The sequence below is a fragment of the Burkholderia sp. Ax-1724 genome (genome assembly GCF_011752995.1).
Lineage (GTDB): Bacteria > Pseudomonadota > Gammaproteobacteria > Burkholderiales > Burkholderiaceae > Paraburkholderia.
On record NZ_VWWL01000014.1, the window covers coordinates 122,702 to 138,482 of the forward strand.

Consider the following 15,781-nt stretch of genomic DNA (forward strand, 5'->3'; position numbering starts at 1 on the left):
ACGTTATCGATTCCCTTCACGCCACCTCGATGACGACTTCACACTCCACGGCGCTTCTCGCCACCGCATCCGCGCCCACCATCGACCGGCGCGTCGACACACTCGACTGGCGCCGGATCGAGCTGGACCTCGATCAATACGGCTGCGCGGCCGTGCCGCAACTCGTCACGGCGCACGAGTGCGATGCGCTCGCGGCGCTTTATTCGCGCGACGGTCTTTATCGTAGCCGTATCGTGATGGGCCGTCATGGTTTTGGCCGCGGCGAATACAAGTACTTCGCCTATCCGCTGCCGCACATCATCGGCGAATTGCGCGGCGCGATCTATCCGCATCTCGTGCCGGTCGCGAACCGCTGGAACCAGGCGATGGGTATCGACGTGCGTTATCCGCCGCAGCACGCCGATTTCATTCGACGTTGCCATTACGCGGGCCAGGTGCGTCCGACGCCGCTGATCCTGCAATACGGCGAGGGCGATTACAACTGCCTGCATCAGGACCTATACGGCGAACACGTGTTTCCGCTGCAGGTTGCGATCCTCTTGTCGGAACCGGGGCGCGACTTTACCGGCGGGGAGTTCGTGATGACGGAGCAGCGGCCGCGCATGCAGTCGCGTGCCGAAGTCGTGCCGCTCGCTCAGGGCGATGCAGTGGTGTTCACCGTCAACAGCCGGCCCGTGCAAGGCGCGCGCGGCCTGTATCGCGTGAATTTGCGTCATGGTGTGAGCCGTCTGCGTTCGGGACACCGGCATACCATAGGCATCATCTTTCACGACGCGCTATGACAGCCATGGCGCGACGACGCACTCCATGAGACGATAAGGGCCACGATTCCAGCGTTTCTTCGCGGCACTCGAAAGCCGCGCCACGTCCCATGGAAAACCTGCTCAAGAAACTCGATCTCACTTCGCTGCGCCTGTTCGTCGCCGTCTGCCAGGAGCGCAACATCGCGCGCGCGGCAGAGCGCGAATTCATCGCGTCGTCGGCGGTGAGCAGGCGCATTGCGGAGATCGAGGCCGTGATCGGTCTGCCGGTCATTCAACGGCAATCGCGCGGCATTACCGTGACGCCGGTCGGCGAGACCGTGCTGCGCTACGCGCTGGCGATCATCGGCAATATCGAACAGATGAGCGCCGAGTTGTCGCGCTTTTCATCGGGTGCGAAAGGGCGCGTGCGCGTGGTGGCGAATCTTTCGTCGATCGTGCAGTTTTTGCCCGAAGACGTTGCCGCATTCGGCCGCGCGTTTCCCGACGTGTCGATCGAACTCGAAGAGGAAAACAGCGCGGACGTCCTGCGTATTGTCGACGAACACGGCGCGGACTTCGGCATCTGTAATCCGGTCGCGGGCAGCGAAGCGTTCGAGCAGGCACCGTATCGGCAGGATCGGCTCGCGGTGCTGGTGCCCGGCGCTCATCGGCTTGCGAGCGCGTCGCGCGTGGCGTTCGACGATCTGCTGCACGACAGCTTCGTCGGCCTGCGCAGCGAAAGCGCGTTGACACGTCTGCTGACGCAGCAGGCGGCGAATGCGAGCCGGCAACTCGACGTGCGGATTCGCGTGAGCAGTCTCGACGCGCTGTGCCGGATGGTCCACGCGGGTCTCGGCATTGCGGTCGTGCCGGAGCCGGTCGGCCTGCTCTACGTGAATACGCTCGACGTGCGGCTGCTGGCATTAAGCAATGCGTGGGCCGAGCGCCATCTCATCATGATCTTCAGGGCACGCGAGCAATTGAGTGCGAGCGCGGCGGCATTGGTCGCGTTTCTCGGCGATCAGGCCTGGTCAGGCGGTCGTCGGCGCAGTGGTGGCACGGGGGAGATCTCGTCGGAATCGTCGCTATGAAAATGATGGGTTTTGACGTGCGATTAGCATATGGCGATCCACTGACAGACCGATAGCCATGTCTATTCATTTTGGAATATTGAGTGAATATTTCGAAAGTCGTATTCCTTTATGTTCACTACAATAGTGTCGGCCAACGTGACTGCGCTATACGCTTGCGTTGAACCTTGTATCGAAAAGGAGCACGGAATAGCTATGGTGAGGCTGGTACTACTCCTTCTTGGTGTGGCGTATCTGCGCAGACGTGCCCGCATGATTTTCCTGATCGGGTTGATCTGGATCATTGCGGGCCTGGCCATCTTTATCGACGTGATTCTCGGTGTGCACCAGTTTCCGATTATCTTTTTCGCGTGGCTGTTTCTGGCGGAAGGGCTCGCAACGCTCGCGGTCGCCTGGACCGGCGTGGGCGGACAGCGAGCGCTACGGTACGTCAAGGGCTTTGCCGTCGTAGGAGCGGCCGGACTGATCTTTGCCGGGCATCATCACGGAAATTTCATTCTGTCGATGATCTTCGGCACGCTCTTTCTCGTCGATGGACTTCTGCAATGCATAGCGGGCTGGGTTGTCCGCTATCGCCGCTGGAAGATCGCATTTTCGTGGGGCGTGGTTGAAATTCTCATTGCCGTTTTCTTCTACCAGCCCTATCCGACTCATTATGTTGGCACTTTGCCGTATGCCTTGAGCCTGTTCCTGTTCTTCGGCGGATTGAACATGATCTCGCTGGCATTCCGTGTGCGGCGCCTTGCCAGCAATCCCGCACTGCGTCGTTCGCAGCGCTCCGCGCTACTGCCCGATGTCGATGCGAACGCGGACAGCCGCGTTTTCGATCGCACCGAGTGGGATGGGCCGCCCGAGGATGAGGAGCGCGCCCTGACGGTTCATGTCTGGACCCCCTCAGGATCATCGCGGGCGCCGGCGCAGCGTCATCCGGTGATTGACCGCTATATCGCCGCGGTCGACGCCAATGGCGTGATCTCGACCGGCCACGCGGCACTCGAATCGCCCGAAGGTATCTACATCAGTCTCTACCCCGGTGTCGAAATCGATCGTTCACCTGACGAGTTCGGCCGTATCCTGCGGGCCAGCGCTGAGAACGACGTCCCCGGCCTGTTTCAGCCCGACTATGCGACCGAATCGAAGGCATGGTGTCCTTCGACCGTTCGCGTGCGGATTCGAAATTACGATGCGGCTAAACTTCAAACGTTTTGGGAAAGCTACCGGCGCGATACCAATTACAACCTCACTCACCGGAATTGTTCGAGCAGCGTTTCGTACGCGCTCGAAGCGGCACTGGACGGGGCAGTGGGCCGGTTGCGCGGCGATCGCACGGGCTGGGGCGCGTTCCTTCGCGTACTCGTCACGCCGGAACTCTGGGTGGCGGCGCAGATCCGCAAACGTGCGGTCACGATGGCCTGGACGCCAGGTCTGACGCTCGATTACGCCCGGGCGCTGAGCATGCTCGCCGACCCGCGTCCGTTTGCGTGGTGGAAGGCTACCCGGATCGCGGTCGGCAAGCTATTCGATCAGAAAAGGGCATGGCGCGAGCAGGATACGTCCCGCTGAGGCGGCACGCCGCCGAGCCCTCGCGAAACGAGACGGCAGCGTTGCTACACCGGCACTTCGGCATCGACCTTGCGCGCCGTATAGTGAGCGCAAGGAGAATGCATTCATGAACGATACGATTCGTCTGGACGGCCGCGTGTTGTACCTGTCGCAAGATCCGTCGGTGATCGATGCGCAGCTTGCCGGCCGGAATTTCACGCGCGCGAGCGCCGGCCCGTTGCGCGACAACGTCTCCACCGACGAGATCACGCCCGTCACCGTCATGCTCACGTACGACGAGCGCCTCGGCCAATACCCCTACGTCGGCTTCAAGGCGGGCGAGCGTCTGCCGATCGGCCGCAACGCGGTGAAGGACGGCGGCTTCCAGGTTACCGTGGCGGGCAAGCGCTACGGCAAGGGTTCGTCGCGCGAGTCGAGTCCGCTCGCGGAGTTGTCGGCGGGTATCCGGCTTATCGTCGCGGAGAGCTTCGAGCGCATCTATCAGCAGAATTGCGACAACATCGGCATTCTGACCACGACCGATTTCTCGGTGCTCGACCGGCTGCTCGCGGGCGAGTCGATTGCGATCGACGAATTTCTCAAGGGACGCGACGCGCTCACGCAGCAGATCATTCGCAGCGGTGGTCTGCTCGCATACAGCAGATTCGCGGACTGGCCCGCGCCGGGCCAGCGCGGCAGCAGCGCCGCGAGCGGGGCGGCAAACGATGAGGAAAGCGAAGAGACAAGCGCCGAACCGAAGACGCTGGCCGAGAAAATCATCGACCGTCATCTGCATCCGGGCACGGCCAGTGCCCGGCGCGGCGACGGCGTATTCATCGCGGCCGACTGGCGCTTCAGCCACGACTACTTCACCGGCATGTGCGCGCATCTGATGCATCGTGCGTTCGGTAAGCCCGCGCCGCTCCACGCGCCCGATCACATCATCGCGTTCCAGGATCACCTCGTGCTCGCGCCGCAAAGCATTCCGCACGTGCGCGATGGCCTGTTGCCTGGCGTCGCGAATCTGATGGCAGGGCACACCTCGTTCTCGCGAGACTATCCGGTGCGCTCGCACGGCTCGCTTGATGACAGGTTCGATGGCGCGCCCGGCTCCGAGGGCATCTGTCATGCGCTGATGGCCGAGCAATACGCGTTGCCGGGGCAGGTCGCGTGCGGTACCGATTCGCACACGCCGCATTCGGGCGCGCTCGGTTGCCTCGCGTTCGGCGCGGGGGCGACGGAAATCGCCAATAGCTGGGTGACGGGCTACGTGCGCTGCAAGGTGCCGGAAACGCTGCGCATCGAGATCGACGGCCATTTGCACGATGGCGTGACCGCCAAGGACGTCGTGCTGCATCTGCTGCATAGGGATGCGATCCGCTCGGGCGGCGCGATCGGCCTCGTGTTCGAATACGGCGGCGCGGCCGTGCGCGCGATGTCGATCGACGAACGCGCGACGCTGACCAATATGGTCGCGGAACTGGGCGGCTTTACCGGCATCGTCGAGCCGGACGAGCGCACGGTCGCGTTCCTGAAGGAACGCCGCGGCATCGATTTCGTACTGGAAAGCTGGATGAAAAGCGACGCGGGCGCGACCTATCGCGACACGATCCGCATCGACGCGAGCCGCATCGAGCCGATGCTCGCGCGTCCCGGCGACCCCGGCAATGGCGTGCCCGCGCGGCAACTGGGCGAAGACGTCGCAATCGATATCGCGTACGGCGGTTCGTGTACCGCGGGCAAGCGCGAGGACTTCGATTTCTATCACGACGTGCTACGTTGGGGTGTGCAGCACGGCATGCGCGTGCCTGAGGGCACGCGGCTCTATCTGCAATTCGGCACGATGGCGGTACGCGCGTATTGCGAGGAACAGGGCTATCTGCCGGTGTTCGAACGCGCGGGCGTGACGCTCGTGATGCCCGGTTGCGGCTCGTGCGCGAACTGCGGGCCGGGACAATCGGCGCATGCGGGCGACGTGACGATCAGCGCGATCAACCGCAATTTCCCGGGCCGTTCGGGGCCGGGCGAGGTGTGGCTGGCGAGCCCCTACACGGTTGCGGCCAGCGCGTTGGCCGGAAAAATCACGAGCTTCGAACAATTGAAGCGCGCGCACGGCTAGAATGCAGGCCGGGCTCCGGCCAGGCCGTATCGAGGTGCGTGCGACGCGCGACAGAACGCAGGGCCGGCAGCGAAGCGGTCCCAACGCGGTCTAGGCAAGCCCCGTTGTCTTGCCGGACAGGCGGCCGTCATGACAGTCGCAACACCTGGAGACATACAACATGACATCCCCCGATCAAGCGGGGTCCGTCGCGCGCAGCGACGGCAACGCGGCGCATGCCGGCAGCGCCGCCGAGCGCATCGCGCCTCAGGCGGACGACGCAAACCATGCCGCGCCGCTCGACGCCGGCAGCATTTCCGCGCGCCTCGACCGGCTGCCCGCCACGCGCTCGATCTGGAAGCTCGTGGTGCTGCTGAGCCTCGGCTTCTTCTTCGAGCTTTACGATCTGCTGTATTCCGGCTATGTCGCGCCGGGTCTCGTCAAAAGTGGAATCCTGAGCGCGACCACGCATGGCCTGTTCGGCTCGACCGGCGTCGCGAGCTTTATCGCGGCGCTGTTCAGCGGGCTGTTTATCGGCACGATCGCATGCGGTTTTCTCGCGGATCGCTTCGGGCGCCGCGCCGTGTTCACGTATTCGCTGCTGTGGTACACGGTGGCCAATGTCGTGATGGCGTTCCAGGACACCGCGACGGGCCTCAATTTCTGGCGCTTCGTGGCCGGTGTGGGCATCGGCGTCGAACTCGTGACGATCGGCACATACATCTCCGAACTCGTACCCAAGCAGATTCGCGGCCGCGCATTCGCCTGCGAGCAGGCGGTCGGCTTCACGGCCGTGCCGGTGGTCGCGTTTCTCTCGTTCCTGCTGGTGCCGCGCACGCTGTTCGGTCTCGACGGCTGGCGCTGGGTCGCGCTGATCGGTGCGCACGGCGCGCTGTTCGTCTGGTGGATTCGCCGCGCCTTGCCGGAAAGTCCGCGCTGGCTCGCGCAGCAGGGACGCCTCGCCGAGGCGGAGCGCGTGATGAGCGCGCTCGAAGCGGCCGTGCGCCGCGAATACGGCCGCGAGTTGCCGCCGCCCGCGCCGCCGGTGCCGGTCGCGCCTCGCGGCAGCTTCCGCGATATGTGGGTGCCGCCGTATCGCAGCCGCACGCTGATGATGACGATCTTCAACATCTTCCAGACGGTCGGCTTCTACGGCTTCGCAAACTGGGTGCCGACCTTGCTGATCAAGCAGGGCATCACGATCACGACGAGTCTCATGTATTTGAGCGTGATCGCGCTGGCGGCGCCGCTCGGGCCCGTGATCGGCCTCTTTATCGGCGACCGTTTCGAGCGCAAGACCGTGATCGTCGTGATGGCCGGCGTGAACATCGTGTGCGGCTTGTGGTTCAGCCAGGCATCGGGCGCGGTGCTGCTCGTGAGCCTCGGCGTGTGCCTGACGCTCGCGGGCAACATCATTTCGTACAGCTATCATGCGTATCAGTCGGAGCTGTTTCCGACCAGCATCCGGGCGCGCGCGGTGGGCTTCGTATATTCGTGGAGCCGTTTTTCCGCGATTTTCACGGCCTTTCTGATCGCGGCGGTGTTGCGCTACTTCGGCACGACGGGCGTGTTCGTGTTCATCGCCGGGGCGATGCTGATCGTGATGCTCGCGATCGGTTTGATGGGACCGCGTACGAATGGGCTCGAACTGGAGAAGATCTCGAAGTAGCGTCGGCCGAACCCGGCCATTCCACGCGGTTTTTTCCGCTTGCTTCAGCGCTGCCGCCGGTCACGGTTGTTCACCAAAACGTGTATTTGCACATCGACGAAGTTGCGTAAGATGTGCGAAGCACTTTGAAACAACATGCCGGCGCGATGCGTGTGTTTTTGCGCCGCCAACCTGAAAGCACCTGAGAGGAGCCGCATGAACACGAACGGGACGAGCAGTATGATCGGCGCGGCGCTGGTCGCGCTCATCGCAAGTTGCGCGAGCTATGCGAATGCCGGTGAGGTCATGAGCGCGCCGGCCGGCGAGGCCGCGCACATGATGACGGTCTCGGCCTCGCCGCCCGGGCGCAGGTCGGACGACGCGATCATTCTCGACGTGCGCCGCGCCCTCAGGCGCGTACCGGATCTCGACGATTCGGGGATTCGCATCAGGGCGCGTCGCGGTGTCGTCACGCTCACGGGGACCGTGCCCGAAAGCTGGCAGATCTCGCGCGTGGGCAACGCGGCACGCTCGGTGCGCGGAGTCACCGGCGTGTCGAACCGGTTGACGGAGCGCAAGAAGAATATGGCGGCCATCGGGCAAGGTCACGCGTCATTGGCTGGATAGGTTCGTCGCGGGTTGTGGATGTCGTGTTGCGGTAGTGCGTTCTGCCGCAACACGACGCGTACTGTTCTTTCGGGCAGCGGCGTCCGGCCACGGCAATACGAAATACGCTCACTGCCAACGGCGCGGAATGCGCCGTTACCTGGCACACAGGCGGTGTCTTCGCGCATCGCTCATCTTTTTGCTACCCATGTCTCGCGTGTCTTCCCGACGCGCGCCAGTCAAACTCCCGACAAACCCCGATTGCGGCCGATGCCGCTGGCCATCGTGTTCGTGCGTACGATGGTCTCGAGCGCGCCTGTGCCGCTCGGCGATCCCTATGCGCTATATCCGGCCATGAGCACCGAGCGCACAAAAATTTCACCAATGGAGCCGCGGAGCAATCATCGCGTCATTCTGCCCGCCTATCATGGCGAGCAGATCGCGTCGATCGATCAGACCAGAACGCCGCTAGCGGTAGTCGATACCGTGGCGTTTTCGTTCGACGCCGCGCCTGTCCCGCTGTTCGACGAAGCGGGCGGCGCGCCTCTCTCACGCCGCATCGCGAACGCGCATGGCGGCTCGTCGAAACAAGGCTTGATGGAGAACCGCGTGGCTACACTCAAGGACGTCGCGGAACTGGCCGGCGTGGGCATGTCGACCGCCTCACGAGCCATTTCCGGCAAAGGACCGGTTTCAGCCGAAGCCGCCGCGCGCGTGAAAGCGGCCATCGAGACGCTGAACTTCCGCCCGTCGTCGATCGGCCGGGCGATGGCGACGCGGCAGCTCGGCATCATCGGTATTTTCGTGCCGACGTTTTTCGGTTCCTACTACGGCACGATCCTGAAGCAGACCGATACCGAACTGCGCGCGGTGCATCGCCACGTAGTGGTCGCGACTGGTTGCGGCGAGGGATCGCCGCGCGAGCAGGCGATCGAGGCGGTGCGCTTTCTGATCGGCCGCGATTGCGACGGCGTGGTCGTGATCAGCCACGACCTGCATGACGAAGACCTCATCATGCTGCATCGGATGCACCCGAAGATGGTGTTCCTCAATCGCGCGTTCGAGCAGTTGCCGGATGCGTCGTTCTGCGCGGACCACCGGCGCGGCGGCGAACTCGCGGCGCGCACGCTGCTCGATTTCGGCCATCGCGAGATCGGCGTGATTGCCGGGCCGGCTAGCGCGTCGGACAACGTGATGCGGATCGACGGCTTTTTCGCCGAACTCGCGCGCGCCGGCATTGCGCGCGAGGACGTCACGCTGATCGAATCGGACTTCTCGCCCGAAGGCGGTTATGCGGCCGCGCAGAAGCTGCTCGATACGAAGCGGCGCGTGACGGGCCTGTTCTGCGCAAACGACACGATGGCGGTGAGCGTGCTCGCGCGTTTTTACGAGGCGGGCATTTCGGTGCCGAACGATATCTCCGTGATCGGCTACGACGACGATTACTCGGCCCCCTATGCAGCGCCGGGGCTCACGTCGGTGCATATTCCGACCGCCGAGTTGACGCGCAACGCGGTGCGCTGGCTCATCAACGCGTGCTATCGCACCACCTGGGAGATTTTCCGCGAGTTTCCGGTCAGCGTGACGATGCGTGCGTCGGTGGGGCCCGCGCCGGATTCGAGGAAGACCTCGTGACGAGACTCCGTGTTTTCAGCGGGTCTCACGACCGGCCTCTTTAAGACAGTTGTAATACCGCGCAACAGTGCTTTGCGGTTTTCCCTCATTTAATTCGCGGACAAAACCCTTAAACTCTCCGGTAACAAGTTGTTACGGGGTGACCGTGATGTTGGCCGTCTTTCTGATCGCCTGTCCTTTCTGCATCGCTGCGTTGTTCGGTTTTGCACGCCATGTGGACCCGCAGACAGGGCAATTCAAACGTTAAATCTTCGGGCCGGTTCGGTTCGCGCGCGAGCCGTGAAGAACCGTGAAGCGCTTCGTTCCTGGTTAGGTTGTCGTCAGCTTCGCTAGCGGCGGAAGCTGGCTTTCTTTCGTTCTGCTTTCCTGTTTCCGGCTTCCCGGCCACCTGCCCGATCATTCGTCAGGTCTTGTCTTTGCGTGCCGGTTCAGGGCACGATGCGCGATAAGCTTTGTTTAGGGGCAGTATCGCGTATGCAAGAATTTCTGCAAAAAATAATGACGGTGCGCGTGAGCGTACTGAAGGGCGTTCTTCCGTTGAGCCGCGCCGCGGCGGCGCGCGATGCGCTGGCCGGCGTGCAGCTTGCGTCGATGGATATTCCGCAGGTGCTCGGCTATGCGCGCATCGCCGGCATGCCGGCCGTCGCCGGGCTTTACACCGCTTTCCTGCCGCTCCTCGCGTTTGCGTTTTTCGGCGCCTCGCGGCATCTCGTCGTTGCCGCCGACTCCGCCACCGCGACCATTTTCGCGAGCCGCCTCTCGACCATGGCGCCCGCTTCGAGCGCCGAATACGCGGCACTCGCGGCGATGGTCGCCTTGCTGACCGCGGCGCTGCTGCTCATCGCGCGCATCTTCAAGCTCGGTTTTCTCGCCGATTTCCTCTCGCGTACCGTGCTGGTCGGCTTTCTCGCCGGGGTCGGCGTGCAGGTCGGCATTGCGATGCTCGGCGACATGCTCGGCGTGCCGGGACATGCCGCGAGCAGCGTCGACCAGTTGCTGCTGGTCGTGCGCGAAGCCGCGCAGATTCATCCCGCGACGCTGGCGATTTCGCTGCTGGTGGCCGCCACGATCCTGTTCTGCAAACGCTTCTGGCCGCGTCTGCCGGTGCCGCTGATCGCGGTCGTGGCGGGCATTGCCGCGAGCGACGTATTCGGTTTCGCGGCGCACGGCATCTCGATTCTCGGACCCGTGGCGGGCGGCTTGCCGCCGCTGCGCGTGCCGTCGGTGACGTGGCAGCAGATGCTCGATCTGCTGCCGGTGGCGGCGTCCTGCTTCGTGATGATCGTCGCGCAGAGCGCCGCCGCGAGCCGCGTGTTCGCCGAGCGTTATCACGAAACCGTCGACACCAACGCCGACCTGCTCGGCATCGCGGCCGCCAATGCGGTGGCGGCGTTCTCGGGCGCGTTCGTCGTCAACGGCAGTCCGACGCAGACCGCGATGGCCGATCGCGCCGGCACGCGCAGCCAGTTCGCGCAGCTCGTGTTCGCGGCCGTGGTCGTGGTGGTGCTGCTGTTTTTCAGCCGCTATCTGCAATATCTGCCGCACTGCATTCTCGCGAGCATCGTGTTTACGATCGCGGTCGGGCTCGTCAATCTGTCGGCGCTGTCCGCGATTCGCCGCGAGAGTCCCGGCGAATTCGCGCTCGCGGTGTTCACGGCGGCGGCCGTCGTGCTGATCGGCGTCGAGCACGGCATTCTGGTCGCGGTCGCCTTGTCGCTGCTGCGCCATGTGCGCCATAGCTACCGTCCGCACACGATGATGCTCGCGCCCAACGGCGACGGGCTATGGGTGCCGGTGCCGGCCGTGCCCGGCAGCGAGACCGCGCCGGGCCTGATCGTCTATCGCTTCGGCGCCGACCTGTTCTACGCGAACGACCACTTTTTCGTCGAGGACGTCAGCGGCCTGATCGGGCATGCGCCGAGCGCGGTGCGCTGGTTCGTCGTCGATGCGAGCGCGATCACCGATCTCGACTATTCGGCAGCGCGTTCGGTGGGCGAGTTGTGTGCGTCGCTCAAGCGCAGCGGCATCGACGTGATCTTCGCGCGCGTGAACCGCTATCTGCGTGCCGACATGGACCGGCATGGGATCACGCCGATTGTCGAGGAGCGCTGCATTTTCGGCACCTTGCACGAGGCGCTGCTGATGGCCGGCGTGGTAAATCCGCATGAGCAGATAAAGGGCGCGCCTTGACGGATGCCTGGGGCTCGTTCATGAAGCGCAATGAAGCGGATGTCGTGCCACGGACCTCGCCGGGCGCATGGGCGCGAAGCCGTGCCTGAAGACGAAGCTGCGATAATGGCCGCCTCACCGTGCCACCGGCGGGCAAGCCTTCATACCGCCGGCGGCGCATTCGCGTAAGCTCATTCCGGCCGCGTACCCATTCCGGGCGGCCTCTACTCAATGCAGACGCACCGAATGACTACTTTCAGTTTTCTCGACGACTACAGCGAAGGCGCGCATCCCGACATACTGCGCGCGCTGAGCGAATCGAACTACGTCCAGCAGGCCGCATACGGCGAGGATGCGTACTGTGCCGAAGCCACCGCACGCATCAAGGCTCGCCTCGGCGACGGCTTCGACGGCGCGATCCACTACGTCGCGAGCGGCACGCTGGCGAACCTCGTGTCGATTGCCGCCTGCCTGCGTCCGCACGAAGCCGTCATCGCGGCGAACTCGGGGCATATCGTCGGGCGGGAGGCCGGCGCGATCGAGGCGACGGGCCACAAGCTCATCACGGTTCCTGGCGTCGACGGGAAGCTCACGCCGGAGCATATCGAGGCCGCGCTCGCCGGCAATGCGCATTTCCCGCACATGGCGAAGCCACGCATGATCTATCTGTCGAACGCGACCGAAACGGGCACGCTCTACACGCTGGCGGAATTGCGGGCAATCTCGGCCCTCGCGAAACAGCGCGGCCTCCTGCTGTTTCTCGATGGCGCGCGCCTCGCGGCGGCGCTGGCCTCGGACCGCAACGATGCGACGCTGGCCGAGATCGCCGCGCTCGCCGACATCTTCTGGATCGGCGGGACCAAGGTCGGCACGCTGCTTGGCGAAGCGATCGTCGTATGCAATCCGGCCTTGAAAGAAGACTTCGCGTTCCACGTCAAGCAGCGGGGCGCCATGCTCGCGAAGGGCCGGGTCTTGGGCATCCAGTTTCAGGAACTGTTCGGCAACCACGATCTGTTCTTCGCCAACGCGCGGCACGCGAATGCGATGGCGAAGAAACTCGCCTCGGGGATCGTGGCGAACGGTCACGCGCTCCAGGCGGAAACGGTGACGAACCAGATATTCGCGATCCTGCCCGATCCGGTCATTGCCGCCTTGAAGCGCGACTTCGCGTTCTACGTGTGGGGCGCGGCGCATGACGGTCATTCGGTGGTGCGGATCGTCACGTCGTGGGCTACCGAAGAGCGTCAGGTCGATGCGTTCCTGAGCCGGCTGGCGTTGGGCTGAGCGCTGATCCTTGGATGCCGGGCGCGGCGCGGCATCTACCGCGGTGGTGCGCCGGCGTCGTCCGCGAAAAAATAGCCGATGAAAAAGCATAGGCCCGCGAGCGCGATGCCGAGCCCCGCGACCGTATAGGCCAGCCTCGCGCCGTGCCACAGGCTGCCGAACCATTGATGCAACTGCGCCATCAGCACCGCCGCATTGCCGCCGATCTGCTGTAGTTCGATCTGGTAACGCGGATCGACGGCGCTGTACATCGCGACCGCGCTATCGGGCGGCGGCGCGCTCGCATGAATGAACGCTGCCGCGATCAGGCCGGCGAGCAGGATCGCCGCGCCGCTCGCATAGAGCCGCTTTTGCAGCGGCGAGCGTGCGGTCGCGGGGCTGGTTTCGTTGCCGCCGCCGCTGCCTTTGCCTTTACCACTGTCTTTGTGGTTGCCGTTCATCGTGCCTGTCCGCGTGCCTTGTCGTGGGCCATGCTGCGTGCCCTTCGTATCGCAATGGCGCCAGTATCGCAGAGCGGCGGCGCACGCCGAAGCGCGGGCTAGTTTTTCGACGTCAGCAGCTTAAGCCCCGCGATGCCGAACATGATCGCGAGCGAGCCGTCGAGCCAGCGCCGGATCGCCAGGTAGATGCGCCGTGCCGACGCCGTGGAAAACAGCACCGCGTAGCTCGCGAACACCGTCGTGCCGATTGCCATGCAGCCGAGCACGACCGGCAGCACGTGCGCCGCGCCGTGTACCGGCGACATCGCGAGCGAGACGATCGAGAGCCACACGAGCACCGCTTTCGGATTCGTGAGATGCAGCAGCAGACCGCGCAGATAGAGTCGCCCGAGCGGCTCGTCGGCCCGCGCGCCGCCCGCGAGCGGTTTGCCCGCGCCGAGCGCCGAGCGCGCCGATTTGAAGCCGAGCCACAGCAGATACAGTCCGCCCGCGATCCGGATCGCGACGAGGCATTGCGAGTAAGCGGCCAGCACCGCCGACAAGCCGAGCGACGCGAGCAACGCCCACGAGAACGAGCCCGATATCACACCGAGCGCGAACGTCAGCGCGGCGCGGCGGCCCGTGCTCATGGCGAGCGACATGATCGCGAGATTGCTCGGCCCGGGGCTCGCGGTGCCGACGAAATAGGCGCTGTAGGCGATCAGGACATCGGCGGTGAGCAGGGGGCTGGCGATCATGGCGGCGGGAGACGAGGGCGGATGGGGTACTTCACCTGATTCGGTGTCGGCAACGATTCTGCGCGCCGCTGCACGAAACTCACAGATACAGTTGCCCGCTCGCATGGCAGGACAATCGGCGTGCCGCGTGCGCGATGCACGGCGGCCGTGCTGGCCGTGCGTATTGGTGCGTATTGTGCCTATCGTGCGGCCGCTCAGCCACGCGTCCCGGCCGCTCCCGCCGCCCCCGCCGCTTCGGCAATACACTCCGCCAGCGCATCCGCCACCGCTTGCCGGCTATGCCGCGGACGCTGCACGAGACCGATCTCGCGCTGGAACGTCTGATCGCCGAGTTCGAGCGCGACGACGCTCGCGGGCCATTTGCCGAGCCCGGCCGTATCGGGAATCAGCGCGACGCCCATGCCGCGCGCGACCAGTTGCACGATCGCCTGCAATTCGTCGAGTTCGATCGCATCGCGCACGGTCAGACGCGCGCGACGCAGAAAACGGTCGACGAGCCGCCCGCCGAACGAGGCGCGGTCGTAGCGGATAAACGGCTCGCTGCGTAGCAGCTCGCGCCACGAGCGTGCGCCGCGCGCGAGCTTTTTCGGCACGAGCAGCACGAACCGCTCGGCGACGAGCGTGCGCCATTCGAGTTCCGAGGGCAGCGCGAACGGCGGCTTGATGATGACGGCCAGATCGAGTTCGCCGGAATCCACCTGGCCGAGCAGGCCGAGCGATACGCCGGGCACCACGCGAATGCGCCAGCCGGGGCGGTCGTCGCGAAAGCGCGCGAGCGCGTCGGCGAGCAGCGACACCTGCGCGGACGCGATCGCGCCGACCCGCAGCATGCCGCTTTCCGCCGCGCCCGCGCCGCGTTCGGCGAGCCGCGCGTAGAGCGTCATGATGTCTCCGGCGAGCGCGAGCGTTTCGCGGCCGGCCTCGTTGAGCGTCGCGGAGCGGCCGGTGCGGTCGAACAGCGGGAAGCCCAGTTCCTGTTCGAGCCGCTGCATCTGCGCGCTCACGGCCGATTGCGTGAGGCCGATGCGCGCGCCCGCGCCGGAAAACGTGCCGTACTGGCTCACGGCGATGAAGGTCTTCAGTTCGCTCAGCATGTCGATTGATCGATTTTCGTGTTGGTCAGGTCAAATATATATCGTTTCTCAGCATTTTTATTCATGGTTAAACTTGGCCTCGCGTGACGGGCTCGCGCGGGACGCGAGCCGTACCTCAACCCCACTTCACTTCAAGCCAGCGAGTTTTCCATCATGAGCGTTGCCGAAACCGTCTTGCCGCCGTTCCATCTGGCGTTTCCTGTGCATAGCCTCGCCGCCGCGCGCGAGTTTTACGGCGAACTGCTCGGTTGTCCGGAAGGACGCAGTTCGGACGCATGGGTCGATTTCAATTTCTACGGCCACCAGATCGTCGCCCACCTCGCGCCGGACGAAATCGGCCATCGCCACACGAGCGCGGTCGACGGCGACGCGGTGCCGGTGCGGCATTTCGGCGCGGTGCTGTCGATGGAGCAGTGGCAGGCTGCCGCGGACAAGCTGCAGAAGGCCGGCATCGAATTCATCATCGAGCCGCACGTGCGCTTCAAGGGCGAGGTCGGCGAGCAGGCCACGATGTTCTTCCTCGACCCGTCGGGCAATGCACTCGAATTCAAGGCGTTCGCCGACATGTCGTCGCTGTTCGCGCGGTAGGCGCTGGGTAACCGGTTGCGTTGACGCAGGAACGCCGGCCTTCGGGCCGGCGTTTTCGTTTGTGGCGGAGGGCTTTTCGCGCGACGTTTCGTACTGTTTCGCGACG

13 protein-coding genes are annotated in these 15,781 nt (G+C 64.5%); 10 read left to right on the forward strand and 3 right to left on the reverse strand.

Features of this window, described 5'->3' with window-relative positions; genetic code table 11:
* The first annotated feature begins 29 nt into the window (after window positions 1-29).
* The 9 genes from F3J19_RS18125 (at window position 30) to F3J19_RS18165 (ending at window position 12,816) form a co-directional block, all read left to right on the forward strand.
* On the forward strand, window positions 30-782 hold the full coding sequence (locus F3J19_RS18125) for a 2OG-Fe(II) oxygenase (protein WP_167043790.1): 753 nt from the start codon (window positions 30-32) through the stop codon (window positions 780-782).
* Window positions 783-871: 89 nt separating this feature from the next.
* Entirely contained in the window at window positions 872-1,834 is a 963-nt protein-coding gene (locus tag F3J19_RS18130; RefSeq protein WP_240159041.1) for a LysR family transcriptional regulator, read from the forward strand.
* A 195-nt stretch (window positions 1,835-2,029) separates the two neighbouring features.
* Window positions 2,030-3,397, forward strand: coding sequence for a DUF308 domain-containing protein (locus F3J19_RS18135; protein WP_167043793.1), 1,368 nt, complete (start codon window positions 2,030-2,032; stop codon window positions 3,395-3,397).
* 106 nt (window positions 3,398-3,503) lie between these two features.
* A complete protein-coding gene (locus tag F3J19_RS18140) occupies window positions 3,504-5,495 on the forward strand; it encodes an aconitase family protein (RefSeq protein WP_167043796.1) in 1,992 nt (663 codons plus the stop codon).
* Window positions 5,496-5,655: 160 nt separating this feature from the next.
* Window positions 5,656-7,143 (forward strand): MFS transporter, encoded by a 1,488-nt coding sequence (locus F3J19_RS18145; protein ID WP_167043799.1) that lies wholly within the window; start codon window positions 5,656-5,658, stop codon window positions 7,141-7,143.
* A gap of 195 nt (window positions 7,144-7,338) precedes the next feature.
* Window positions 7,339-7,749: a BON domain-containing protein gene (locus tag F3J19_RS18150; RefSeq protein ID WP_167043802.1), complete on the forward strand. Its 411-nt coding sequence runs from the start codon at window positions 7,339-7,341 to the stop codon at window positions 7,747-7,749.
* A 576-nt stretch (window positions 7,750-8,325) separates the two neighbouring features.
* Entirely contained in the window at window positions 8,326-9,363 is a 1,038-nt protein-coding gene (locus tag F3J19_RS18155; protein ID WP_167043974.1) for a substrate-binding domain-containing protein, read from the forward strand.
* A gap of 474 nt (window positions 9,364-9,837) precedes the next feature.
* A complete protein-coding gene (locus F3J19_RS18160; RefSeq protein WP_205192986.1) occupies window positions 9,838-11,553 on the forward strand; it encodes a SulP family inorganic anion transporter in 1,716 nt (571 codons plus the stop codon).
* Between the two features lie 225 nt (window positions 11,554-11,778).
* Window positions 11,779-12,816 (forward strand): aminotransferase class I/II-fold pyridoxal phosphate-dependent enzyme, encoded by a 1,038-nt coding sequence (locus tag F3J19_RS18165; RefSeq protein ID WP_167043805.1) that lies wholly within the window; start codon window positions 11,779-11,781, stop codon window positions 12,814-12,816.
* 35 nt (window positions 12,817-12,851) lie between these two features.
* Here the strand turns inward: F3J19_RS18165 and F3J19_RS18170 are convergent, their stop codons facing one another.
* The 3 genes from F3J19_RS18170 to F3J19_RS18180 form a co-directional block, all read right to left on the reverse strand.
* Window positions 12,852-13,256 carry a hypothetical protein gene (locus F3J19_RS18170; protein WP_240159043.1) on the reverse strand — a complete coding sequence of 135 codons (405 nt, stop codon included), beginning with the start codon at window positions 13,254-13,256 and terminating at the stop codon, window positions 12,852-12,854.
* Window positions 13,257-13,354: 98 nt separating this feature from the next.
* Complete coding sequence (locus F3J19_RS18175) at window positions 13,355-13,993, reverse strand: LysE family translocator (RefSeq protein ID WP_167043807.1); 639 nt, start codon at window positions 13,991-13,993, stop codon at window positions 13,355-13,357.
* Window positions 13,994-14,187: 194 nt separating this feature from the next.
* On the reverse strand, window positions 14,188-15,087 hold the full coding sequence (locus tag F3J19_RS18180; protein ID WP_167043812.1) for a LysR family transcriptional regulator: 900 nt from the start codon (window positions 15,085-15,087) through the stop codon (window positions 14,188-14,190).
* Window positions 15,088-15,240: 153 nt separating this feature from the next.
* Here F3J19_RS18180 and F3J19_RS18185 point away from each other — a divergent pair, with 153 nt between their 5' ends.
* Window positions 15,241-15,675 (forward strand): VOC family protein, encoded by a 435-nt coding sequence (locus tag F3J19_RS18185; protein WP_167043815.1) that lies wholly within the window; start codon window positions 15,241-15,243, stop codon window positions 15,673-15,675.
* Window positions 15,676-15,781 lie beyond the last annotated feature (106 nt).